The sequence below is a fragment of the Curtobacterium sp. PsM8 genome (assembly GCF_030433875.1).
Taxonomy (GTDB): Bacteria; Actinomycetota; Actinomycetes; order Actinomycetales; family Microbacteriaceae; genus Curtobacterium.
Window position 1 is genome coordinate 1 of record NZ_JARUXD010000060.1, and the last position, 21,358, is coordinate 21,358.

A 21,358-nucleotide genomic window follows, 5' to 3' on the forward strand; every position below is an offset into this window, starting at 1 on the left:
ACGGCGTTGCGCCTGACCCCCGAGCACTTGGTGAGCTGGGTGAAACCCAGCGGGGCGGGCATCAGCCCGCCCCGCTCTCGTTGTGCTCAGCGGCTACCGCTCGAGGCCGTCGTCTCCCCGGGAGATCTCGGGCGTCTGGGGCATGTCCAGCGTGAGCGATGTGTCGGCACTGCTCGAGGTGGATGCTTCGTCGGGGTCGATGCCGGCCTGGCGGAGCATCTCTCGGTCACGGAGCTCGAACTCGTCGTACTCGTCGGTCTCGATCTCGGCGGTGCCGCTGGGTGCCGTGGCGGTAGCGGCGTCGTCCTGGCCGTCGGCGGCGATCGCCGCGGTCTCGGCGGCCGTCTCGTCGCGGCCGTCGGAGACGATCGCCGCGGCGTCGACGTCGGTCGCGGTCTCGATCGCGTCGGTGGCTGCCTCAGCGCGGGCGGCGGTCTCGGCGGCGACGGCCGCGGCGTCGAGTGGCCGCTCGGCGTCGCCTGCTGGGTAGCGTGCGGCTAAGCGGTCGGCGCGTTCCTGCTCGCGTGCGGCCTGCTGCTCGGCCTTCTCACGCTCCCGGTCGGCCTTGCGCTGTGCGTCGCGGACCGCGGCCTCACGCTCACGTTCGACCTTCCGCTGCGCTTCCTGCAGGGCGCGGCGGCGTTCGTCGGCGGCGCGCTGCAGTTGCCGGCTGACCTCGGAGGTGATGGTCTGCGCTGCCCGTCCGGTGGTGCGGCCAACGTGCTCGAGGGTCTCGTCGAGTGGATCGCTCATGGTGGTTCCTTCCTGTGCGGTGGTGGGCGACGCCGCGGCCACAGGAGTGGTTCCGGTGCCGGGCTCGGTCGCGGGTGCGGCCTGGGTGGTGGGTACCTGGGAAGTCGTCTCCGCTGTGGCCTCAGTGCTGGTCTCACCGACAACGTCGACAGCGGTGGCCACCGCCATCGCTGTCACCTGCTGGACGCCCTGAGCAGCCGCGAGCAGCGCCGTGCGCTCCGCGGCGCTGCGTTCGGCCGCATGGGTCGCGTAGTGCTCACGCGTGGAGACGGACACCTCGGGTGCGGTGGACAGCGCGGCGGCCTTGTGGAGCGCGGTGACGCGTTCCTGCAGGTGGTCGGCGATGGGGTTGCCGCGGAGCTTGTCGGGGATCGCCTGCGGCTCCGATGGGTCGATGCGGTACTTGGTGCGGAGGACGTCGACCTCGGCCGCGGTGCGGTGCCAGTCGAACATCCGCCACGGCTCGGACGGGAGCCGTCCGAGGTCCTGCGTCCACGCCGGCTGCTCGAGGGCAAGCGCCGCCCCACGCTCCTTCAAGCGCACGCCGATGTAGTGGTGCCGCTCCTCGAGGTGGTCGCGCCATTCAGTGGGCAGGAGTTCGTCCTGGTGCCGGCGGCCGTCAGCGATCCACGCGGGCACGCCGTCGACGGGTTCGCGGTCGATGACGCGGACGACGGGCTGGTCGATGCCCTCGAGGGCCTTCTCGATCCGCCAGTGCAGCACCGCGGGGACGTCTTCTGCAGTGCCGAGCTCCCGTTGCGCGTACGCGTCGCGGAGCGTCTGGACGGGGTCGTGGCCGTAGTCCTCCGCGTGCCGAAGCGATGTCGCGAGAGCACCCCACGACTCCTGCCCCTGCAGCGAGGTCGCGAGCTCGGCGCCAAGGGCACGCTCGACGATCGTGCCGGCGCGGATCTCGTCGGCGCGGGTGGCGACGTCGGCGTGCTGGTCGATGAGAGTGACCAGGTCCTCGACGCGGTCCTGCTCGGCGCGGATCGACTCGTGTGCGGAGAGGAGCCGGCCGGAGCGCTCGGCGATCTGCTCGAGCGCGTCGGGGACGGTCGCGGCGTCGTCCAGGGCGAGGTAGAGGCGGTTGCTCTCCTTGCCGCGGGAGAGGGCCGTGTAGGCGTCCTCGCGGCTCATCGTCGCGTCACCGAGCACGTGCGCGTGTTCGGTGGTGAGGCCCTGGGAGCGGCTGATGGTGCGGGCGTAGCCGACCTCGACGTGCTGTGCGACGTAGCCGGCAGGCAGCTGGATCACGGCGCCGTGCTCGGCGTGGGCGACGTCGAGGGCGCCGTCCCGGTGGATCCCGGTGACGGTCCACAGGTCGCCGTTCTTCACCCGGTCGCGGCCGCCCTGGATCCGCAGGTCCGAGTCGTTGCGGCGGGTGACGATCGTGTCGCCGACGTGCGCGGCGAGCCCGTCGCGCAACGGCACCGACCGGGACGTGTCGACGTCTCCGGTGGAGATCCGGTACGCCTGGGCGCGGGCGTTCAGATCGGTGACGGCCGTCGCGGTCGGGGCGAGCATGAGGGAGCGGACGCCGGCGTTGGTGTCGCGCTGCCAGCCCTCGAACACGGCGGCGGTCATCCGCTCGCTGTCGCCGCCGACGACACGCTTGTGCTCCTGGTACCAGGCGAACGGGTCGCCGGGACGCATCGGGTCGCGCAGGCGCAGGGACGCTTCGGCTTCCTCGGCGTCGTGGAACCGGTGCACGTGCTCGAGCTGCACGGAGCCGACCTCGCGGTCGATGAGGCGGAGCGCACCGCCGGCCTCGACGGCGGAGAGCTGGCGGTCATCGCCGATGAGACGGACGAACGCTCCGTACTCCTGGGCGAGCTTGGTGACGTCTCGGAGACGCTTCGTGCCGGCCATGCCGGCTTCGTCGACAACGATGACGTCGCCGGGGAGGAGGGCGTACTGCTCCTGCACGTCGACGTCCTGTTCGGCGGCGTGCTGGTGGGCTGCGAGGAAGCCGTGGATCGTCGTCGTCTGGATGCCGACGGCCTCGGAGAGGACCGCGGCCGCGGGTGCGGACGGGGCAAGTCCGATCATGCGGACACCGCCGACGGTCAAGGCCTCGTTGGCAAGCTTCAGCGCGGTGGTCTTGCCGGCGCCGGCGGGGCCGATGCCGGCGACGAGCTCGACGTCCGACGTCGCGAACGTGCGCGCGAGGTCCCGCTGCCCGGCGTCCAGCGGCCCCGTGTTCGTGGCGGCTACACGCTCGAACACGTCGCGGGAGACCGGCGCCATTTTCCGGTAGCGGGCCGCCTGCAGCAGTTCGTCCTCTGCCTGGAGGATCCCGCCGGAGGTGTAGACGGTCTTGCCCTTGTGCTCGAACACGGACTCGCCAGTCGAGCGGGTGAGCGGCTGGAACGTGCCGTGCGGGGACGGCGGGGTGAGCGACACCGAAGACTGCAGGGCGGTCTTCGCGACCTGCTGCACGAGAGGTTCAGCGATCGTCTGGTCCGGGATGATCTGCGCCAGCTGCCGGCGGGCTTCGGCCTCAACGACGCCGGCACCCCACACCGCGTAGTGCTCCTCCACGGTCGCGAGGACGAGGGCGGCGCGCTCGTCGACGTCGACCGTGGGCGTTCCACCGTCCTCGGCCGCGCGGGCCTGCGCGGCGCGCTGCGCGGCGGGGAGGACCTGGTCGGCGCGGTCCTGCCCGACGCGGGCGACGGCGTCGTCGTGGGTGGCCTGCGGGGAGCGGCCGTGCTCCTTCTGCGGCCGGGTCTCGAGGGTCGCCTGCTGGGCGATCTTGATCTGCGTCTTGGTGTCGGGGGCGCGGCCGTGGTCGCGCTGGTACTCAGCGGTGAGGCGTTCCACCTCAACGCGGATCGACGCGGACCGGGAGGAGAACGTCTCCAGCAGGTCGGTGTCGACGCCAGCGATCTCCATCACGGGACGCTTCCCGGCGGCGACCGTTCGCGCCTCGGTGGTGACGTCGAGGGCCTTCGTGACCTCGGACATGATCGCCGCGTTGTAGAACTCCGAGATGGGGACGTTCATGCGGTGCAGCAGCTTGGAGTCGATGGTGCGCCACTTGCCGTCGGAGCCCTTGACCTTGTTCGCGACGACCAGGTGGTCGTGCAACTGGGGGTCGCCGTTGCGGGACTCGAAGTGCCGGAACGCGGTCACGGCAACGCCGCCCTCGACCTCGATCTGCTCGACGCCGTTCGTGCCGGCGCGGGTCGCCAACGCCTCCCGCTCGAGGTAGGCGATGGTCGACGCGACGGCGCGGTCCTGGGCCTGCTCGACGGCCTTGCGGGTGTCATCGTCGCCAAGCGCCCACAGCACGGAGGCGCTCTTCGCCGGTGAGCAGACCAGGTCGAACCCAGCGACAGCCTGCTGGTCGGGGCGAGTCGCGGCGGTGATGTAGCGGCCGAGTTCTTCCTTGTCGGCAGGCTCCCGGCCCTTCGCGTCGCGGAACGCCTGCGCGCCCTCGCGAGCACGGATCAGGCGGCGCTCTTCCGTGTTGGGTTCGTGGCCCTGGATGCGCTGGAAGGTGGCGTACCCGGCTTGGATGCGGCCCTGTAGGGAGTTCTCGTCGGCCTTGTACACGTAGTACGACCGGCCGAGTTTCGCTGCCTCCTGCGCCTGCTTGCCGGTCATCCCGTCGGCGAGGGCGTCGGCGATGATGCGGTCCGCGTCAGGGTGCAGGCCCTCGCCGAAGAGGGCCTTCATCTGCTCCTCGGTGACCGTTCCGGAGACGCCGAGGACGGCGGCACCGCCGCCCATCCACCGCCCAGGAGGGTTGCCGTCGGCGGTGTAGTAGTCGCCGAGCTCGCGGTCGTGGTCGCGACGGGCGTCACCGGTGGCGACCTCGGACGTGTAGTAGGTGTACCCGTCGCCGGCGGACAGGACGTGCATGGTCATCATGCGCCGCCACCGTCTCCGGGACCTGTCATCCAGACGCACTCATCCCAGCCGCGAAGCGGGCTGAAGATGGTGAACATGGCGCGACTCTACCGCTTTCATTTGTAATGCCTGAGGTGTGACGCTCAGAGAGTGGCCGAGCAGGCCGGGCGTCGTCGGAGGAACGGAGACGGCGGCTGGACTGATCGCGGTAGACAGGGGGAGACCGGGAGCGGCGTCCAGCGGCGGAGGAACGGAGCCGCGTCTGGACGCCAGCATCCGGGTCGATAACTGTCACAGGCCGCGCCGGAGGTGCGAGCTACACTGGCGACAACAGGAGCGCCGCAGTGCACCGCCGCAAGGGCGGTGCTGCCCGAATCGGACGGGTGGTGGCCGTTAGGGATTGGGGAGCAGTGATGGCACAGGTTCGGACCTCTGGGAAGCAGGCCGCTGCACGCAAGGCAGCGCGTGAACGGGCAGTCGAGCGGGCGGCGGAGTTCCGTCGCCGGCAGGAACAGCTCGAGGAGCTTGCGGCCGAGTACTTCGTCGCGGCGGACGCCGTTGACGGCATCAACGAGGACGCCGAAGCGCGCATCCAGAAGATCCGCGACGAGCAAGCCGCGGCGATCACCGAGGCGGAGGAACAGTCCCAGGCGATCATCGAGCGGATGCTCGACACGAAGGTCTCTCGTGACGAGGTCGCGGAGCGGCTTGGCATCCCTGTCCGTGACGTCAAGCGCAGCAAGCCGAAGACGCCGGCGACGGTGACGGCGGACGCCACGATCGCAACAGGAGACGATCACTCCGACGAAACCGGCGGGGCCCACGACGCGTCGCCGAGCGATGTGCAGGAGTCGTACGCCGCGTAAGTCGAGTCGCCGCTCCCCCACGTGACAGAGCCCCCGACCACGGAAGTGGTCGGGGGCTCTGGTGTGTGCTGTGACCGTTAGGCGTAGTTGACGTGCATCGACCAGATGCAGATGGCGATGAAGCCGCCCCAGAAGATGAGGCCGGACCAGCCGAGGGCGATGCCAACGATGGCGCGACCGGGGAGGTCGGTGCCGCGGCAGAGGCCGACGATGCCGAACACGATGGCGAGAATCGGGATCGGCAGAAGTGCGCCGAGGAGCACCGACTGGATGCCGAGGAACACGCTCCACCGCGAGAGCTTGGTGCCGCGCCGTGGGCCGTGAACGGTCTGCATCGGCACCCACTGGGGTGGTGCGTAGTTCGTCATGATCCGACTCCCCTCGTTCGTTGCCGCGAGGGTACCGCTGGCGGCCGACAGCGTGTTGCTCACCACAGCGTCGTCGTGTCTGCTGCGATGCCCGTGCGGCAGGCCCGCACCGCGGTGGCATCCCAGCCGTGGTCGCGGAACGCCTCTCGGAGCTCACGCGACAACCGGACCCGCTCCGACCGCGGGAGCCCCGCGAAACGGAGCGCGGTCGAGGCGTTGCGGTGGCGGCCGCGCTGCACCCGCTCGAGCATGTTCCCCCGATGCGCCCCCGGAGCCAGATGCGAGAGGGCCTGGTCGACGTCGACGTGCACGCACAGCGGCACGTCGCACGCGTGCAGGAGCAGCACGGTCGGGTGCAGGGCGATGCCGGTCAGGTGCTCGTAGAGCCACCGCTGCGGCCGCATCGCACGTTGCCCGCCGGCGTCCTGCGGGACCCAGAACCGGCCGTACCCGTCGTCGCCCACGGCGCCCGTCCAGATCCAGCAGTCCACTGGTGCTGGCCCCTTCACGACGTGCGACCAGAACCGTTCCTCAGCGCTGACCGGAACGGGGCCGCTCATCGCTCGTAGCCGTCGTCGCCGCGCGCGTAGTCGTGCGACGACCACGCCCCAGACGACCCGGTGAGGTCGCTTGACGGCGCAGCAGGGGTGTGACCGTCCATGCCGGCGGCGCGAAGCATGTCGCGTTCTTCCAGCTCACGCCGGCTGAACTCGTCGCCTGCAGGACGAGTGGAAGCGGCACCGAGGGGTTCGGTGATGCGGTCGAACATGGCGCGGAGCGGGCCGAGGTCCTGCTGCTCGGACGCAGCCCGGGAGGCACGATCGTTCTCCCGCCCCGTGACGTGCTGCCAGTCGAGCTCGTAGCCGGCATCGCGGCTGACGCGGTCCCAGAACAGGCGCTGCGTGCGTCCGTTGCCTTCACGGAACGGGTGCACGTAGTTGAACTGGTCGTAGTGATACGCCAACCGGTCCACGAACCGTTCCCGGTCCAGGCCGCGGAGCGTGTTGTCCGCGCGGAGCTCTTCGGCGGCGAAGCCGGCGGCACGCTCGATCATCACCTGCGGCAGGAAGAACTCCGCACCTTCAACCTGCTTGCGCATGTCGATCGTCCGTACCTCGCCCGCCCAGTCGTAGACGTCCTGGAACAGTGCGCGGTGGATGCCGCGGAGCTCGTCCAGGTCACCCGTTGGAGCGGGCGGCCGGTCGGACAGCTCGATGGCGCGGGCCGCGGTGAGGTCCGCTTCCGCTCGGTCGAGGTCGGCTTGCGTTCGTGCGCCGACCAGGTTGCGGAGGATGCCGGTGGCTGGGTCGATGTATGGGTCGTGTGCGTTCACACCGACGCCTATGCTGCGACGCTCAGCGCAGCCCGTAGCGAGCGCGGACCTGCCGCACGAGCTCGGAGGAGCTGATAATCCCATCGACGTACTTCTCGGCATCCGCGCGGCTGGCTGGCGTGACCGTCAGGCCCTCCATGTGGCCGCTGTGCACAGCGGCCTCGACGCGGCGGCGGCGCTCCTGGAGGTCAGCCTTCCCGGCGGCGCGAAGATCGGTGTTGATGCTCATGGGAACTCCCCTGCTCACGTTCGATTCTACCGTCTGCGACCAGCGCAGAACGAGTGGATCCCCTGACGATCAGAACCACCACACGGCGTAGAGCCACCGCTGTGACCGCATCGCGCGCTGCCCGCCGTCAGGTTGCGGAACCGAGAAGCGGCCGTAGCCGGCGTGGCCAATGGCGCCGGTCCAGGTCCAGTAATCGCTGGGCGCCGGCCCCGAACGACGTGCAAGAAGAACCATCCTCCCCGTCCATCGCAGTCACCCGCTCATGAGCCGGCGCTGACGTCGGGACGAAATCGGAACCGTCTACTCACGCCAGCAGCAGGATCGCGAAGACGATCGCGATGACACCGACGATCGCGCATCCGATCCACAGTCTTACGATGACCGGACTGTGCCGCGCCCTCGGAACTGTGAACCATCCGACGATGCCAGCAATCGCTACGACGGCTGCGACGACTGCGAGGCCAACACACCAGTGCCCAAGGGTCTCGAAGATGGGCAGCGGCGGACGGATGGGCCGAGTATCGAGCCCGTTCACAGCTGGCAGCCTTCCGTTTGGGACGCGTAGTGGGGGAACATGCGGTCGATGGTCGCTTCGTGGCGGGCGGCGCGGTCCTCTTCACCGCGGGCCCGGGATATCTCCGCGAACGACTCGCGTGAGGCGGTTGGTTCAGCGGGCGCCGGGCGGCGGCACATCTCGGCGTAGTACCGGTCGGCGTCGTGGTTGGCCTGCTCGAGCTGGGCTCGGAGCTCGAGGACCTCGGCCATGAGGGTGGGTGCTGCGGCGGCGAATCCGACCATGTAGCCGGCCTCCCAGGTGCGGCGCCCTTCCGCGTCGAGTTCCCACTCGCGGACGCCCTCGGAGGGGTCGGTGGTTGCTCGGTCGAGTGCGAGGAGGGCGTGGCCGGGGTCGTTGAGCAGCAGCTCATCGACGGCGGCGCGAGTCTCCGGCTGGATGATGTCAGAACGGATGGTGGTTGGGCGCTCGAGTGTCATCGTCATCACGCGGCCTTCACCGTCTCGGTGACGCTCTTGAGCTGGTCGATCTTGTCGGGGCGGAAGCCGCTCCAGGAGCCGGCCTCGGTGTCGGTGACGACGATGGGGGCGCTCATGCCGAGGGTGGTCTTCCACTCCTCGATCTGGGTCTGGTCGACGTCTTCGAGATGGACCTCGTTGAACTCGATGCCGGCGGAGACGAGAGTGCGCTCGGTTGCCATGCACATGGGGCAGAAACCGGACTTGGTGTACACCGTGATGCTCATCGAAATCACCTTCTAAAACTGTTGAACGGTGGGGACCCCTTCCCCATGTTCATGCTTCTATTCTACGCCAGTGGGGGCTTATATCGGTACCCTTTGCCGCACATTCTTCTACTATTTTTTTGCCTTGCTGAACCGACCCCAGTGAAATGCGCACGCATTGTTCTGCGGCATTCGGGCCACCACCATCGGGTATGCGAGATAGCACCCTCCCGCATTGCCATCAATGCGGAAGGGTGCTCAGGGGCGGTGTCACTGGGTGGGGACACCGCCCTGCACTGCCGCTGTCACACGGCCGCTGAGGGCGCGTGCTTCGGCGGCACTGCGCTCCCGGGCCTCGATCCACTCGACATCGGGGCCTTCGTCCTCGTCCCGCTCATAGGCGTCATCGACGCTCTGGGATGCCGCCGGGGCAACTCGCTGCACCAGTCGAACGATGTGTTCCCAGTCCTCGCGGTCCAGCGTGACCTGTACCTTCTGGCTCATTGTCTTTCCCCTTCAGTTCGCCGATGCGGTCCGCAGGGCGTCTTCCAACTGCGCCTCCGCGTGCAGCAGTTCACGTCGCCGCTCTGCGAGTTCGTTGGCTTCTTCGTCCGTGTACTCGCGGTCTACAAGATCGCAGTACTCCCCGATGACGGCGTACCGTTCGTCGTATTCGCGTTGCAGGCGGGATGCCTCATCGCGGATTGCTCGCAGTACCGGATCTGTGGTAATCAGCATGTGCTTTTCCTTTCCCTCTCGTTTTTTTGCCGTGAAGGCGACTTGTCGCCTTTAGGACGAGCGGTCGGAGCGCAACCGGTCGTGGAATAAATGGAGGGGACCCGCTTGCGGGGAGGGGCCGTTTATGCCGCGAAAGCCGGTTGCGCTCCGGCCGATCGTCCGGATAATCCCGAAGGCTTCACGGCTATAAAACGGGCCGAAGGCCCTACAGCGCCGGCGAAGCCGGTTCCATCAGCACCGAAGGTGCGCAGGGGGTTGTGGGGGCGGCAGCCCCCACGGGTGGCCGGAGGTCGACCACCCCCGGCCACCCGCGGTCCGTCACCCTGCTGTGGTGTCGAGGTCCTGGAGTCGATGCAGCTCAGCGGCGATCGCGTCGAACCGGTCGGCCTCCCGGGTGTGCTGGGTGTGCTTCCGGCTGCCGTAGACCCAGTGCTCGGCGGCGGCGCGGGCACCCTCGGCGCGGAGCTCAGTCCAGGTGAGGGTCTGGGCGAGGGTGAACGGTGCGCGGGTCCCGACGTCGCGGAGCCCACTCCGCGACGGTGCCGGGGCTGGGGTGGGGTCGTAGAACTCGTCGCGCCAGGCGTAGCCGACGGCGCCGACTGGTCCGGCGCCGCCGCGGTCGAACGCGGCGCGGTGCTCGTTGTCGGTGTGGGCGGGGCGACGGGTGCAGAACCACGGTTCGCCCATGTCGTCGATGTCGGCTCCGCACGTGGAACCGGACGGGTCGAGGTCCGCGACGGGTGCTGCCGGGTCGAGGGTGTTCGGGTCGAGGTTGTCGGGGCGGCGGTAGGTGGTGTCCATCGGTGGCGCTCCTTCCGGGAGGGTGCGGGGGCCGCGTCGCGGCCCCCGCGGTGGCTACTGGTTGGTGGCGGTCGTGGCGGCGGGGGTGAGGTCGACGCGTTAGAGGACGAACCGGACCGCGGCCCATGCCGACAGGTTCGGGTACGGCCACCCGCGGCCACCGGCGTTGAACTCCTCGGCTCGGCCGTCGGTGAGGTCGTGGTGGCCGTTGAGGGTGCCGTGCTCGTCGCAGAGCACCAGGTGGCGCATGCTGCTGTCTTCGCGGATCACGCGCTGTGCTGCGAGGTGACCGGCGGCGGTGTAGTTGCGGGTGGTGATGATGCCGTCGCAGGAGTACCAGACTTCGGTCGGCAGCTCGTCGCGGTCGCCGGCGATGAGGGCGGTCCCGTTGTCGTCGTAGGAGTCGGTCTGGCTGTTGAACGTCCGGCCCTGGAACTTCCGCGTGATGGCGTCGACCTGTAGCGAGGTGGGTCCGTCGTCGTAGGTGACGTTGATCCACGCGGCCGCGGTGCCGGTCGCGCAGCGGACGGAGAACTTCACGCCGGGGAACGCGGCACGCAGTTCCTTCCGGAGCAGGGCGGCTACGTCCTTGGTGGGGATGTGGGTGGTCATGGTTTGTACCTCCGGGGTCGTGATCGGTGAGGATGGACGGGGCGGGAGGGGGCAATTACGAGTTGTCCCCTCCCGCTCTCGTGTCACTCCGTGGGCGGGGTGTAAGTGATCGTGTCCACGAACGTCGCGAACTCGATGCCCTCGATCACGAACGTGCTCGCGAGCGTCCAGCCCATCGATGCCGCCGTGTCGAGTTCGTATCCCCTTTGTTTCAGGGCCTCTCCCCGCGTCTCGGCCGCCTCGTCGGACTTGCTGACCACCGTGCGGATGGTCTCGATCCTCTTGCGCATATGCTCTTCCTTTCCCTCTCGTTTTTTTGCCGTGAAGGCGACTTGTCGCCTTTAGGACGAGCGGTCGGAGCGCAACCGGTCGTGGAATAAATGGAGGGGACCCGCTTGCGGGGAGGGGCCGTTTATGCCGCGAAAGCCGGTTGCGCTCCGGCCGCTCGTCCGGACAATCCCGAAGGCTTCACGGCTATAAAACGGGCCGAAGGCCCTTCAGCGCCGGCGGAGCCGGTTCCCTGGGGAGCGAAGCGACTCCCGGCCGTGGCCGGAAGCTCTGGAGGTGCCCCGGCTCCGGCATGTCCGGCAGCGGTGCTCTGGTGCGGCTGACAGCATCCGGGCATGGGATCTCACCGCAGTGGTCGGAGTCGGAGTCGGAGTCGGAGTCGGGGCAGGGGCCGGATGAATCCGGTCGACGTTCTGCTCGAGCAGGACGACGTCGACGCAACGCCGACGCACTTCGATGAGCGGCCGGCCGCGGAGGCGATCTCGGTCCGGTTCCCGTTTTGGGTCCAGCCGGCGGATCTGACGCCATGCGATGTCGTCGGCTGCATCTCGGCGGCGGTGCCGGAGATGTGGGAGCCGGTCGACCTGGACACCGGGGATGAGCTGCCGGGCAGGTTCTGCGACGAGCATCAGCTCGCCTGGATCACCCGTCCTCGTGAGACGACGTCGACTGCCGGGGATCTCGTCTCCCCCTGAGCGCTCTGCAGCGCGGCGCCGCGCTGCGGTGTCGTCGCGGTGCGAGTTCCGTCGAGCAGCGCCGGGGTTCGGGAGGGGGCGGAGCCCCTTGCCGTCGCGGCGCAGCCGTGACGCAGCCCGCGGACACCAGGACGGCCCGATGGGACATGTTCGGGCCGTGATGGGACACGAACCGGTGCCGGGTGGGCGTGGGGGCCGCTGGCTGCGGCCCCACGCCGGTTCCGCTACTCGGCGGCGGTGTCTTCGCCGTCCTCCGCCTCGGCGGGGTCGGGCTGGATGCCCGCCGCGATCTTCTCGACGTCGGTCAGCCGGTGACCCCATGCGGCCAACTGGTTCAGGTACGACGCGCCCTCGGCGGACGGGTAGCGCCACCAGTTCCGGTCAGCGGCGTTCTCGAACGCGGAGAGCACCACGGCGAGGGCGACGTGCGCAGCCTTCGCGGGGTGCTGCTCGACCCACGTCGCCACCGTGTTAGCGCCGTAGCCGGTCCCCGACTCGATGCTGAGCAGGTCCCCGACACCGCCGCTGTTGTCGGCGCGCATCGTCCACCCGTGGCGGGTACCCGCGACCGCGACGAACAGGGTCCAGTCCTTCGGCAGCGTCTTGCACTGCAGGAGCGACTTCACGAACTCAATCCGGAGCGTGTCGGCGGTATCCCACGCCTTGTTGTTCGCGATCAGTTCCCGCCGCGCCTGCTTCTCGACTTCCTTCTGCTTGGCGGCTTCCTCTTCGGTCAATTCCGTCGCCGGGGCGCTGGTGAACGAGTACCGGGGGTACTTCACGTGGTGCGCGTCCGGGGTGGTGCACACCGCGACCGCGGTGTGCTCACCCCACGCCTGCAGGAAGACGGCGTGACCGGCGCAGCCGATCGCGTGCGCTTCCGCGTCGAGGACGGGCCGGTCCTCGGCGTCGTCCTCCGCGTCGGTCAGACTCGTCAGGGTCGTGTAGTCGTCCTCGCTGGTGACGACGCGGACGCCCTTAGCTTCCCACTCCCCCGCGATCCGGGCCATGTCCGCCTTGCTCTGCCGGTCCTGGCGGATGCTCTCCGCGACGAACGGCAGGTCGTCGGTGTCGCCGTCTTCGACGCAGCCCTGCAGTTCTGCGATCGCTTCCGGGTCGTCCTGGAACTCCGCGAACAGCAGGGCTTCGTCCAGGGTGAGCGCGGAGTCGGTGACGGCCTTCGTCGCGGCCTCCGACTTCGCCACAGCAAGGGTCTGCTTCACAGTGTCGCGCTTCGTGCCCGTCTCGCGGGCGATCGCGGTCACGCTCAGCCCTTCGATTTCCAACTGCCGGTAGGCGGCGAGCCGGTCACCGTCCGTGAGGGCGGTGCGGCGCTCGTTGGCGACCAACTGCTCCGCGATCCGCTTCGCGGTGCTGTCGTCACGGGCCGTGACGAACACCGGAACGGTGACGGCCGCTTCGCGGGCGGCGAGGACGCGCATCTGCCCGTCACGGACCACCACTGCCCCGTCAGCGTTGCGGTAGCCGATGGTGGGCAGGAGCACCCCGTGGTGCTTCACGGAGGCGAGGAACGCGGGGTCGAGGTCGGCCGCGGTGCGGACGTTGTTCTCGATCACCACGTCCACGGCGGGGACATGCACTAGGTCGACACCGGCCGCGGCCGGTGCGGTGGGCGTCTCGGGCTGGTCGGTCAGGTGGGTGACGGTGATGTTCTCGGTCATGGTCATGTCGTTTGCTACGCTTTCCGGTAGTGACCGGGTGCGGGTCCTGGCAATTAGTGGTTGTCGGGAACTCCGCACCCGGTCTTTCCTATTGGGTGCTGCGGTGTCTTACTGGTGGTGCGCGGCGGTCAGCGATGCTGCCCGGTCGAGCGCCGCACGGGCGTGCTCGAACGCGGCCAGGACCGCCGTGTACTGATCCGGTGACAGCGACCGGACGTCACCGGCGCGGTCGGCGCTGAGGAACAGCACCGTGCCGTAGAGCGGGTCCGCCGTGCGGGAACGACCGAGGACGACGGTTGCGACGCTCGCGGTCGGGTTGACCTCGGCGGTGTGCGCGCCGTTGTCATCGACCCACGCCTCGACCTGGTTCGGGAGGCGAACCAGGTCCACTGCTTCGCACCCGATCTGCTCTTGCAGGCCCGTGAGGATAGAGGTCCCCACGTTCACGACAACGCCCTCGGCGCGACCATCTACGGTCGCTCGAATACCCATCAACTTCATTTCTGCGTTCCTCTCCCTTTCGTTGTTTGCCCGGGAAGGCACGTAGTGCCGATAGGACGAGGGGCCGGGGTGCAAGCCCAAAGCGGCGACGCTCCGAGAAGTTTCGACCGGCGTCGTCCATCCACGGAGGAGATAGGCACAACGGCGCCGGTCGAAAGTTCTCGCGTGCGGCGGTGGCGACGGCTTGCGGCCCGGCCCCTCGTCCGTACAATCGCCGAAGGCTTCCCGGGCAAACAACGAACCCGAAGGGTTCGACAGCGCAGCGCCGGCTTGCCGGCTCAACTCAGTCAGATCAGCCCGCCGAAGGCGGTCCTGGGATGGGTGCGTCGACGTAGGCCGGGCGGACCTTCGAAGCGACGAGGAGTCACACGTGCTCGAGACAGCGCTCATCCAGCCGGGCATTGACGCGTCCGAGCAAATGGAGTCCATGCTCGCCGACGATCTGCACGCGATCATCTGGCGTCACGACCCGCACGACCCCGGTGGTGCGGATCTCCGCGACTACGTTCTCGGCGCTGCTAGGAGTGTCCGCTCGAACTTGCATAGCGCGCTCGTGCAGCTCGCGTCATACCGTGAGGCGCGGTACAAGTCTGACAACGCGCTCCGCCTCTGGCTCTCCAACACGGGCTCCATCTCTGTGCCGCAAGGACCGCATCTCGACGAGCTCAGCGCGCGGCTCAACGCGCATCAGCAGGCCCTCTTCACAGCGCTGGGTGCCGCACTCGACTGCACCGCTGCCGTCTGCGTCGCTGTCAGTGGGTTGAAGATGAACGTACGGCGCGCCGACATGCCGGCACTCTTGCCCACGTCCGACGATGCAGACTTCCCGACCGAAGGTCGGAGTCAAAGTTTGAAGAGCGCGATGCGGTCAACACCCGAGCCCGTAGCCGAGATGCAGGAGCAGATTCTGCGCGGGATCCGTGGCTCCTACCTCGCCGCCGGGCCTCCCGGCTGGCTCCGCTGGATGCTTGATGCTCGAAACGCCGCCGTCCATCGCGAGCAGTCAGCGAACTACATTTTCTTCGAGGGAGACAAAAAGACAGGCCTGACCGTTCACCGAAAACTGCACCGTCACCCGCAGATGAGCAACCTGCAGTCCGTTCGATCGGCGAACTCGGTTGCAGCGCTGCTTCTCGAGGAGGATGCGCTGGTGACGATGCGAGAGTGCATTCGCTCCACGAGCCTCCTTGTCAACGGTGTAGGTGCAGTCGTGGAGGCAGAGTGGTCGAAGCGTCGGATTGCTCTGGACATCCGTGTGCCGATCGGTGATCAGTGGAAGTCGGCAGATCCGTCTGCCTTCGATGGCTTCGAACCTGGCTCGGCGAAGTTCGAGCCGAAACCGGGAACTGTGCTGGTGATGAACCCGCGCGACAGCGCACGACTCGCGGCCGGGGGTGTTTTCGACCCTGCTGGAGAAAGCTAAGCGGCCCCGGCACTGTTGGGGGGAACAGGGCCGGGGCCGGCTGCTGCTCGAACTGGTGCGGGACCTGCTCGAGCGGCGTGACCTAGAACCGTTGGGGGGAACGAGTCCAGGCACGCGCCACGGTACGCGCGGCCTCCGACGCCGGCAACAGTGTGCGCTATGGGGTGACTGTGACCTCGACGCGACGTTTCACAGCGGCCCGCCACACCCACGTCGCGGTCGCGGCCTGGCCGCTCCCCCACTCGATCAGGACCGCGTCGGAGCTCGCGGCGATCGCCCGCGCTTCGATGCGGCGATCGAGCCCGGCACGGGTGCGGATCCACGCCCGCACGGGCGCCGGCGGCGCGACGTCGACCACGGGGCCACCACGGGCCTCTCGCGGGAGCGACACCGCTTCATCGGGCACCCAGCGGTCCCGCCGGCGTGAACCCATCAGCGCCGCCCCTGTGCCTTCAGGGACCGCTTCGTGACCCGGTCCCGGGGCAGCCACACGTGGTGCACGAACCCCATGTGGACGAGCTGCACGTACACGGTGTCCTCGTCGGCCTGCTCCACGAACCCGGGGCACCGCTGCGGCCCGGACCTGGTGAAGTCCACCTGCACCCACACCGCCGGGTAGCCAGACACTCGCGCCGGTGCCGGCGGGGCGTCGATGCCGAGCGGTTGGTCCTCTGGCAGGTCGGGGTGGATCGGTGGCGACCACCGGTGTTCAGGCATGCCGTCGATGATGACCGCGGCCGCCGACACCCAGCGGTGTCGGCCCTGGCTGCGAGGATGATCGGCATGACCACCGTCCGCGGCCTTCTCCGCTCGACCGAGACGATCTCCGCAGATGGCCACGGGGACGACCAAAGCACGGCGCGGGAGCGCGCCGTCGCCGGCCTGGATCTCACCGCGCACGCGCTCGTGCAGACCAACACCCTGAGCGCGAAGGCGTCCGGTGAGGTCACGATCCGCGCCGTCGCCCGCTCGAGCGAGACCCGGCCGCACGAAGCGACCGGACCGAACTACGCGGCCGCGATCGCGACTTACCGGCAAAGCATCCCCGAAGGGTGGATCAGCCTGCACATCGTCGTCGACGACTAGGGCTGCCGGTACCAGCGCCGGCGGATGAAACACTCCACCTCTCATCATCGCCGACCACCTCGACGAGCTGCAGCCGACGTCCACGAATCAGCCATGATCTCTCCGATGGCTTGTCGTAGCGAAGCGAAGGCAGGGCGCCCCCTGCGGAGCAGAAGGCCCACCAACTCGATAGCCCAGCCCTACTGAACGAGCCTGCTGCCTGCGGCCGGACAACAATCTTCCGAGACGGCTACAGAAGGGTCTGTACCCACCGCTACGGTGATGGAGTGAAGTCGATTTTTGACCAGCCCGACGCCGTGCACCACCTGACCGACTGGGCCACCTGGCAGCCGTGGACCACGGCTCTCGTGTGGTTAGGACTTTGGCTCGCCGTGTGGGGCGGCGTCATCTGGTTCGCGACGCGCCTCCCTGAGCTCACGGGGACGCAGATCGGGATCGCTGTCGTCAGCCTGGTGCCCGCATTCTTCTGGGGATCCACGGCCGACACCGTCTTCCGACACATCCCCTCGAGCACCGCCCTGAAATGGATCATCATCTCAGGCATCCTCTTGTTCATCGTCGTTGGGGTGTGGAATCTCCTGAATGGGAGCAACGGGGCCGCTATGTCAGCAGCTGGCGGGGTCCTCGTGCTTAGTTACGTGGGGATCTCGGAAGCGCTCACACGCATCGCGTCAGGCTTCCCAACTTCGGTCTTCGGTCTGTTCTGTGCGGTGCTGTTCATCATTGGGCTGGGCTGGATCGCCACGCGGCGCAACTAGCGGTCGCCGGTTGGTTAGGTACCTGCCCTATGCTCCCCCGCTATGAGCCTCGACGCCGCCGCAGTCACCCGCGCTAGTCACGCCCTTCGCGGCTACTGGATGGGTGGTCAAGCCAAGGACCGTGACGCCGCGCACGCCGCCCTCTCGGACCTGATCCTCGCCGCTCAGTCGAGCGGAGACCGCGCGGTCGCGGAGCAACTACGCCAGGCGCGCGACCTGCTCGCGCTTGGCCCCGCGGCCGCCAACGAGGCCGACAACATCCTCGACGCAATCAATCGGGCCAAATAAGTGGGGTGCGCGAGCAGGTTCGACCGGTCGCAGTGCACTCGTGCTGCCTCGCATGTCGACACCCACGAGTGTCAAGCTGCGTAGCGATCCGCTTGTTCCGACGCCGCCAACTAGCGTGTCCGATTCATCAGATCACGAAGAGCATCCTCCGGGGAGCGGACCAGTTGGACACCTTGTCGATTACCACCGGGAAGGCTGAAATCCTCGAAGTAGCGTTGCCCGATTTCCTGCTCGAGAGCGTCAATGAGCTGCGCCGCAAAATACTTCTTCGCTGCGTCCCGGATCGGCAGGTCGACGAACGCGACCAGTCGCACAATCGTCGATGCAAGCCGGGTTGCGAATCGAAGGTCGTGATAGGAGGAACGTCGGCCACGCTGAGCATGCTTCAGATCGTTGTAGATCGTGCCCAGATAGCCCGCAATATGCTGGGTCGTCCCGAGATTGCTCCAATCAACATCCATAGCCTCGAGGCAGTTCTGCACCGCTGATGTGGTGGTGATCCACTTGCGCGGATTGCCTGAAACCCAGCCGCCGAGACCTTCAAGAGCACCGACCAGCGAGATGAGACGCGGCTCCAGGAACCGAGTCATACCTGCAATTGCTTCGACGGCCGGCGCGAGGGCGGCTTTGAAGTCGTCGTCTGTGGTCCAACGGGAGAACCACTGCTCAAAGCCCTCCGCGCCGAAGTCGACAGCAACGAGCAAAGGATGCCCGAGATCGGCAGCCTCGCCGGACCAGCGAGCGGTTGCGTCGATGTAGGCAGGCTCCCAGCGTCGTTCCTCCGTGAACGCGCCCACGCCGCCCTCACGGTCTTGCACACGCTGTACGTACTGCTCTCCGCGCACCTCGTGTGAGCGCCAATTGGCGTCTTTCCCATATACCAGGACCAAGAGCGCCCGGAGTGGCTGCTGATAAAGCAGGAACAACACATCAGCTTCGCCCTCGTCTACCGCATAACCGGTGAGCAACTGCGCGCGATTTTCCACTTTCACGACACCGCCCGCAGTAGTCCAGGGCGTGGACCGAACAAGTTCATAGGCAATATCGGCCTCGAGCACGTCGGAGGACAGAGTCCAGATGATCGGGTGGACGCTGCCTGGCTTGACGACGATACCCTCGGGCGCATCGTCGTCTACCTCGAAAGGCGGCGTTCCAAGGAAGCGGACGAGCCCGTCGACCGTTGACGCAAGCTGGCTGATTTCGCGGTGCCCTTGACCGTCCGCCTCTTTTTCTTCTGATGGCGTTCGAGGGGCTTGGCAGATTGCGGAGCGCGCTATTGCACGTGTGACGGCGACGGGGGCGCCATGCTGCCCCGCCCATCGAAGGTCTAGCAGGGTGACCGGCCCCCGGTCGTCCTGGAAGAGGAGGTCCACTCTCTTGCCGCGCGGGGTCAACCAGCGCTCGACAAGCGTTGACGCTTCCGAGGGGCCGCTGTGCGGGATGGCGACAACCGGGCCATGGTCATCCAACGAGAGGGATGCAGCTACCGCACCAGGGTGGTCCCCGTCGCCAAGTAAGCCCGTTCGTGTTTCTCCAGCGCGTAGGAAGTTATTCATCCTCAGATTCTGGCGTCGATTGCGGCTGCTTACCAGTGCCGGAGGCGTCTCGAGAGCCGATCAACTATCGAGACGGCGAGCTGCATGCCAGCCGATCGGTCAGAATCGAGTTGGTCGGGATCCTGAGATCGTTTGAGCCTTCGCTGCGGCGGCTCCCGGGAGTCGGGAATGGCTCACGATCCACGCGCGTAGGTCGGCTTCCGCGTACCCGGCGAGTTGGCACATGTACTGGTGATCGACCATCAGGTCGCGGTCGAAGATCGGTTCGTGATGCGCTGCACGGTTGCGTAGCCATCGGAGACGTTGCATCTGCATGCGAAGGTCTTCTCGAACGCCCGTGTAGTGCGGGAACGCTCCGTCAAGTCCTGCTGCCCAGAGTCGCGCGTGGTACCGGCTAGCGAGGAGGCCTTCCCAGAACGAAGTCTTCAGCTCTGCAACCACGTGGCCCTCCCCCCAGTTGCCGGCGCCCTTGCGCTCGTCGAGGTACTCCTCCGCGGCATCGATCTGCGCGTTGTCCTTTGCCGCCAGCACTGCGGCGTTCCACCAGTCGGCCTGACCGAAGATGCTCACGAGCTGGTCGTGCATAGCATTTCGGATACCGACTTCCAGCGCTGCGTACGCGCCGAGGAACGCCGCTGAAGCCTCCACGTTCCAGGAGTACAGCCGGATCGCCTCAGACTGGTTACCGCTCCGAGCGGCGAGATACGGCGCCAACCGGTCAGGCCCGATCACGATCGGAAGCGCAGCCAAGGAAGCAGGGTCGACGGGGTTCACAGGTCTCCAGCCGGCAGCCAATGCCTGGCCGCTTGTGTGTTTGAGTGCTATGGTTGCCAACGTAAGCCCCGGACGAGGCACGGAAACGTGTCGGCGCGCCGGGGCAATTCTTTTGCCTGGGCGCCGTATGCGAGTCCAAGGGCCGGCGGATCAGCGCATCGGTGCGGCTCCGTCTGGTTCGATCAGGAGCTGCGCTCGCGTTCCGGTCGGGATCGTGATGACGACTGTCCCGCCAGGCTGCCGGACCACGGTGACGCCCGTCTCAGCACTGGCGGGCGCCGAGGTCGCAGACGCGAGCTGCGGGTAGTCCTCCGACGCGATCGCCTTGCCCGTAGCAAGGTGATCGACGAGGTTGGTAGCCATCCGGCCGCCGAAGTCTTCCTCGACGCGAGCCGCGAGCTCAGGGTGATCGGCAAGGTAGGCCTCCAACGGGTACCGACGCGTACCGCGAGACTCCCCCTGGCGCCAGGGCCCCCCGGGGATCGGGCAACCGATGAGCCATTCCCCCGCGACCTGCGAGGTGTTGCTGCCGGCGGCCGGGTTGAGGAAGTCGTGCACCGGCTTCTCGTCCCAGAGGCTGGGGCCTGTGAACTTGATCGTGCCGTTCGGACCGTCCTCCACCCCGTCGACCCTGTAGGCGGAGACGATCATGTCGTCGTAGGTTCCGACAACGTAGTCGAGATACCCGTCAAGGGTCGAGGCGTTGATCTTCTTCCAGTCGCCGCGGGTGATGCCTTCGAGCCTCATCACAGTAGAGAGCCCGCCGGCCCCCCGCTGGACATCGTCCAGAAGGTTCCGATAACTGCGCTTCAGCGAGGTCACGATCATGGGTTCTACCCTTCGTCTCAGCAACAGTGACACAAGAAGCCTACATACGCAACTGTACGATCCTCCGCGGATCGGTTGTCTCAATAGCCGATCGGCTGCCGCACGGGCTGGCGCGAATGCCGGTGATCTTGGAACTATGCGGGTGCAGGTGTCGCAGCGGACCCGCCCGATGAAGTGCCCGACGACGGGGCGCTGCGCGAGACTCTGCGGTCCGGGCGATCAGGTCGTCAGCCGTGGCAGCGCCGTTAAGCTGCAGCGGTGTCCCACCAAGCTGCTGATCGTGTGACGCCGCAGCGCAACGTTTGGTTGGCAGCGGCCGTGGTCTTCGTACTCGGTGCAGCGCTGAACCTCGCGTGGGCCGCCCAGCGCACCCTCTGGCTTGACGAGTCCGCTTCCGTCATCTCTGCTACGCGTTCCTGGGCGGGGCTTGCCGAGTTGGTGCGTCACATCGACGTTGTGCACGCCGCGTACTACGCGGTGTTGCACGTCTGGTTCGACCTGGTTGGCTACTCGCCGCTCGCGCTCCGCGTCCCGTCAGCCGCAGCCGCCGCGGCGGCTGCGGCGCGCCTGGTGCCCCTCGGGTCCCGCCTGCTCAGCGCGCGAGCGGGGGTGCGTGCCGCGGTCGTGTTCCGGGCGGCACCGGCCGTACAGCGACCGGCGGCGCACCGCAGCTCGCACGCGCG

26 protein-coding genes and 1 pseudogene are annotated in these 21,358 nt (G+C 67.7%); 7 read left to right on the forward strand and 20 right to left on the reverse strand.

Annotation, left to right across the window (positions count from 1 at the left end):
* Nucleotides 1-93 precede the first annotated feature (93 nt).
* Nucleotides 94-4,632: a MobF family relaxase gene (gene mobF, locus QCD68_RS13230; RefSeq protein WP_301223331.1), complete on the reverse strand. Its 4,539-nt coding sequence runs from the start codon at nt 4,630-4,632 to the stop codon at nt 94-96.
* 323 nt (nt 4,633-4,955) lie between these two features.
* On the opposite strand from mobF, the gene QCD68_RS13235 reads away from it, so the two are divergent.
* Nucleotides 4,956-5,477 carry a hypothetical protein gene (locus tag QCD68_RS13235; protein WP_301223332.1) on the forward strand — a complete coding sequence of 174 codons (522 nt, stop codon included), beginning with the start codon at nt 4,956-4,958 and terminating at the stop codon, nt 5,475-5,477.
* Between the two features lie 77 nt (nt 5,478-5,554).
* Here QCD68_RS13235 and QCD68_RS13240 read toward each other — a convergent pair whose 3' ends face one another.
* From QCD68_RS13240 to QCD68_RS13295, 12 genes are all read right to left on the reverse strand, one after another.
* Nucleotides 5,555-5,908: a hypothetical protein gene (locus tag QCD68_RS13240; protein ID WP_301223333.1), complete on the reverse strand. Its 354-nt coding sequence runs from the start codon at nt 5,906-5,908 to the stop codon at nt 5,555-5,557.
* Nucleotides 5,905-6,405: a hypothetical protein gene (locus tag QCD68_RS13245; RefSeq protein ID WP_301223334.1), complete on the reverse strand. Its 501-nt coding sequence runs from the start codon at nt 6,403-6,405 to the stop codon at nt 5,905-5,907. Before QCD68_RS13245 ends, QCD68_RS13240 begins: the two co-directional genes overlap by 4 nt.
* On the reverse strand, nt 6,402-7,178 hold the full coding sequence (locus QCD68_RS13250) for a Fic/DOC family protein (RefSeq protein WP_301223335.1): 777 nt from the start codon (nt 7,176-7,178) through the stop codon (nt 6,402-6,404). The genes QCD68_RS13245 and QCD68_RS13250 overlap by 4 nt, the downstream gene beginning before the upstream one ends.
* 22 nt (nt 7,179-7,200) lie before the next feature.
* Entirely contained in the window at nt 7,201-7,407 is a 207-nt protein-coding gene (locus tag QCD68_RS13255; RefSeq protein WP_301223336.1) for a hypothetical protein, read from the reverse strand.
* A gap of 304 nt (nt 7,408-7,711) precedes the next feature.
* Complete coding sequence (locus QCD68_RS13260) at nt 7,712-7,942, reverse strand: hypothetical protein (RefSeq protein ID WP_301223337.1); 231 nt, start codon at nt 7,940-7,942, stop codon at nt 7,712-7,714.
* The gene (locus QCD68_RS13265) at nt 7,939-8,406 is read right to left on the reverse strand and encodes a hypothetical protein (RefSeq protein ID WP_301223338.1); all 468 of its coding nucleotides are present in this window, start codon (nt 8,404-8,406) and stop codon (nt 7,939-7,941) included. Before QCD68_RS13265 ends, QCD68_RS13260 begins: the two co-directional genes overlap by 4 nt.
* On the reverse strand, nt 8,406-8,666 hold the full coding sequence (locus QCD68_RS13270) for a glutaredoxin family protein (protein WP_301223339.1): 261 nt from the start codon (nt 8,664-8,666) through the stop codon (nt 8,406-8,408). The genes QCD68_RS13265 and QCD68_RS13270 overlap by 1 nt, the downstream gene beginning before the upstream one ends.
* A gap of 249 nt (nt 8,667-8,915) precedes the next feature.
* Nucleotides 8,916-9,149 carry a hypothetical protein gene (locus QCD68_RS13275; RefSeq protein WP_301223340.1) on the reverse strand — a complete coding sequence of 78 codons (234 nt, stop codon included), beginning with the start codon at nt 9,147-9,149 and terminating at the stop codon, nt 8,916-8,918.
* 12 nt (nt 9,150-9,161) lie between these two features.
* Nucleotides 9,162-9,383 (reverse strand): hypothetical protein, encoded by a 222-nt coding sequence (locus QCD68_RS13280; protein WP_301223341.1) that lies wholly within the window; start codon nt 9,381-9,383, stop codon nt 9,162-9,164.
* 318 nt (nt 9,384-9,701) lie between these two features.
* Complete coding sequence (locus QCD68_RS13285; RefSeq protein WP_301223342.1) at nt 9,702-10,184, reverse strand: hypothetical protein; 483 nt, start codon at nt 10,182-10,184, stop codon at nt 9,702-9,704.
* Between the two features lie 99 nt (nt 10,185-10,283).
* Nucleotides 10,284-10,796, reverse strand: coding sequence for an LPD29 domain-containing protein (locus QCD68_RS13290; protein ID WP_301223343.1), 513 nt, complete (start codon nt 10,794-10,796; stop codon nt 10,284-10,286).
* Nucleotides 10,797-10,879: 83 nt separating this feature from the next.
* On the reverse strand, nt 10,880-11,086 hold the full coding sequence (locus tag QCD68_RS13295; RefSeq protein ID WP_301223344.1) for a hypothetical protein: 207 nt from the start codon (nt 11,084-11,086) through the stop codon (nt 10,880-10,882).
* A 393-nt stretch (nt 11,087-11,479) separates the two neighbouring features.
* Here QCD68_RS13295 and QCD68_RS13300 point away from each other — a divergent pair, with 393 nt between their 5' ends.
* Nucleotides 11,480-11,779 carry a hypothetical protein gene (locus QCD68_RS13300; RefSeq protein WP_301223345.1) on the forward strand — a complete coding sequence of 100 codons (300 nt, stop codon included), beginning with the start codon at nt 11,480-11,482 and terminating at the stop codon, nt 11,777-11,779.
* Between the two features lie 224 nt (nt 11,780-12,003).
* On the opposite strand, the gene QCD68_RS13305 is transcribed toward QCD68_RS13300, so the two are convergent.
* Together QCD68_RS13305 and QCD68_RS13310 are read right to left on the reverse strand one after the other, a co-directional pair.
* Complete coding sequence (locus tag QCD68_RS13305) at nt 12,004-13,467, reverse strand: ParB/RepB/Spo0J family partition protein (protein WP_301223346.1); 1,464 nt, start codon at nt 13,465-13,467, stop codon at nt 12,004-12,006.
* A gap of 102 nt (nt 13,468-13,569) precedes the next feature.
* A complete protein-coding gene (locus QCD68_RS13310) occupies nt 13,570-13,908 on the reverse strand; it encodes a DUF3846 domain-containing protein (RefSeq protein WP_301223347.1) in 339 nt (112 codons plus the stop codon).
* A gap of 424 nt (nt 13,909-14,332) precedes the next feature.
* Between QCD68_RS13310 and QCD68_RS13315 the strand changes: the two genes are divergently transcribed.
* Nucleotides 14,333-15,385 carry a hypothetical protein gene (locus QCD68_RS13315; protein WP_301223348.1) on the forward strand — a complete coding sequence of 351 codons (1,053 nt, stop codon included), beginning with the start codon at nt 14,333-14,335 and terminating at the stop codon, nt 15,383-15,385.
* A gap of 157 nt (nt 15,386-15,542) precedes the next feature.
* On the opposite strand, the gene QCD68_RS13320 is transcribed toward QCD68_RS13315, so the two are convergent.
* Both QCD68_RS13320 and QCD68_RS13325 read right to left on the reverse strand, forming a co-directional pair.
* The gene (locus QCD68_RS13320) at nt 15,543-15,818 is read right to left on the reverse strand and encodes a hypothetical protein (RefSeq protein ID WP_301223349.1); all 276 of its coding nucleotides are present in this window, start codon (nt 15,816-15,818) and stop codon (nt 15,543-15,545) included.
* Nucleotides 15,818-16,102 (reverse strand): hypothetical protein, encoded by a 285-nt coding sequence (locus QCD68_RS13325; protein WP_301223350.1) that lies wholly within the window; start codon nt 16,100-16,102, stop codon nt 15,818-15,820. Before QCD68_RS13325 ends, QCD68_RS13320 begins: the two co-directional genes overlap by 1 nt.
* A 66-nt stretch (nt 16,103-16,168) precedes the next feature.
* Between QCD68_RS13325 and QCD68_RS13330 the strand changes: the two genes are divergently transcribed.
* From QCD68_RS13330 to QCD68_RS13340, 3 genes are all read left to right on the forward strand, one after another.
* Nucleotides 16,169-16,471 (forward strand): hypothetical protein, encoded by a 303-nt coding sequence (locus QCD68_RS13330; protein ID WP_301223351.1) that lies wholly within the window; start codon nt 16,169-16,171, stop codon nt 16,469-16,471.
* 266 nt (nt 16,472-16,737) lie between these two features.
* Entirely contained in the window at nt 16,738-17,229 is a 492-nt protein-coding gene (locus QCD68_RS13335) for a hypothetical protein (protein ID WP_301223352.1), read from the forward strand.
* Nucleotides 17,230-17,271: 42 nt separating this feature from the next.
* A complete protein-coding gene (locus QCD68_RS13340) occupies nt 17,272-17,517 on the forward strand; it encodes a hypothetical protein (protein ID WP_301223353.1) in 246 nt (81 codons plus the stop codon).
* Between the two features lie 110 nt (nt 17,518-17,627).
* On the opposite strand, the gene QCD68_RS13345 is transcribed toward QCD68_RS13340, so the two are convergent.
* The 3 genes from QCD68_RS13345 to QCD68_RS13355 form a co-directional block, all read right to left on the reverse strand.
* A complete protein-coding gene (locus tag QCD68_RS13345; protein WP_301223354.1) occupies nt 17,628-19,073 on the reverse strand; it encodes a hypothetical protein in 1,446 nt (481 codons plus the stop codon).
* A 99-nt stretch (nt 19,074-19,172) separates the two neighbouring features.
* The gene (locus QCD68_RS13350) at nt 19,173-19,823 is read right to left on the reverse strand and encodes a hypothetical protein (RefSeq protein ID WP_301223355.1); all 651 of its coding nucleotides are present in this window, start codon (nt 19,821-19,823) and stop codon (nt 19,173-19,175) included.
* A 174-nt stretch (nt 19,824-19,997) separates the two neighbouring features.
* Nucleotides 19,998-20,675 (reverse strand): hypothetical protein, encoded by a 678-nt coding sequence (locus QCD68_RS13355; protein ID WP_301223356.1) that lies wholly within the window; start codon nt 20,673-20,675, stop codon nt 19,998-20,000.
* 258 nt (nt 20,676-20,933) lie between these two features.
* Here QCD68_RS13355 and QCD68_RS13360 point away from each other — a divergent pair.
* A pseudogene (locus QCD68_RS13360) lies at nt 20,934-21,358 on the forward strand (hypothetical protein); the annotation flags it as partial.

Coding starts and splice junctions, on each gene's coding strand:
- QCD68_RS13255 (WP_301223336.1), bottom strand. CDS start 7,407: ATGAGCATCAACACCGATCTTCGCGCCGCCGGGAAGGCTGACCTCCAG.
- QCD68_RS13340 (WP_301223353.1), top strand. CDS start 17,272: ATGAGCCTCGACGCCGCCGCAGTCACCCGCGCTAGTCACGCCCTTCGC.
- QCD68_RS13305 (WP_301223346.1), bottom strand. CDS start 13,467: ATGACCATGACCGAGAACATCACCGTCACCCACCTGACCGACCAGCCC.
- QCD68_RS13290 (WP_301223343.1), bottom strand. CDS start 10,796: ATGACCACCCACATCCCCACCAAGGACGTAGCCGCCCTGCTCCGGAAG.
- QCD68_RS13330 (WP_301223351.1), top strand. CDS start 16,169: ATGACCACCGTCCGCGGCCTTCTCCGCTCGACCGAGACGATCTCCGCA.
- QCD68_RS13265 (WP_301223338.1), bottom strand. CDS start 8,406: ATGACGATGACACTCGAGCGCCCAACCACCATCCGTTCTGACATCATC.
- QCD68_RS13300 (WP_301223345.1), top strand. CDS start 11,480: ATGAATCCGGTCGACGTTCTGCTCGAGCAGGACGACGTCGACGCAACG.
- QCD68_RS13275 (WP_301223340.1), bottom strand. CDS start 9,149: ATGAGCCAGAAGGTACAGGTCACGCTGGACCGCGAGGACTGGGAACAC.
- QCD68_RS13345 (WP_301223354.1), bottom strand. CDS start 19,073: ATGAATAACTTCCTACGCGCTGGAGAAACACGAACGGGCTTACTTGGC.
- QCD68_RS13270 (WP_301223339.1), bottom strand. CDS start 8,666: ATGAGCATCACGGTGTACACCAAGTCCGGTTTCTGCCCCATGTGCATG.
- QCD68_RS13280 (WP_301223341.1), bottom strand. CDS start 9,383: ATGCTGATTACCACAGATCCGGTACTGCGAGCAATCCGCGATGAGGCA.
- QCD68_RS13245 (WP_301223334.1), bottom strand. CDS start 6,405: ATGAGCGGCCCCGTTCCGGTCAGCGCTGAGGAACGGTTCTGGTCGCAC.
- QCD68_RS13320 (WP_301223349.1), bottom strand. CDS start 15,818: ATGGGTTCACGCCGGCGGGACCGCTGGGTGCCCGATGAAGCGGTGTCG.
- QCD68_RS13325 (WP_301223350.1), bottom strand. CDS start 16,102: ATGCCTGAACACCGGTGGTCGCCACCGATCCACCCCGACCTGCCAGAG.
- QCD68_RS13295 (WP_301223344.1), bottom strand. CDS start 11,086: ATGCGCAAGAGGATCGAGACCATCCGCACGGTGGTCAGCAAGTCCGAC.
- mobF (WP_301223331.1), bottom strand. CDS start 4,632: ATGATGACCATGCACGTCCTGTCCGCCGGCGACGGGTACACCTACTAC.
- QCD68_RS13355 (WP_301223356.1), bottom strand. CDS start 20,675: ATGATCGTGACCTCGCTGAAGCGCAGTTATCGGAACCTTCTGGACGAT.
- QCD68_RS13285 (WP_301223342.1), bottom strand. CDS start 10,184: ATGGACACCACCTACCGCCGCCCCGACAACCTCGACCCGAACACCCTC.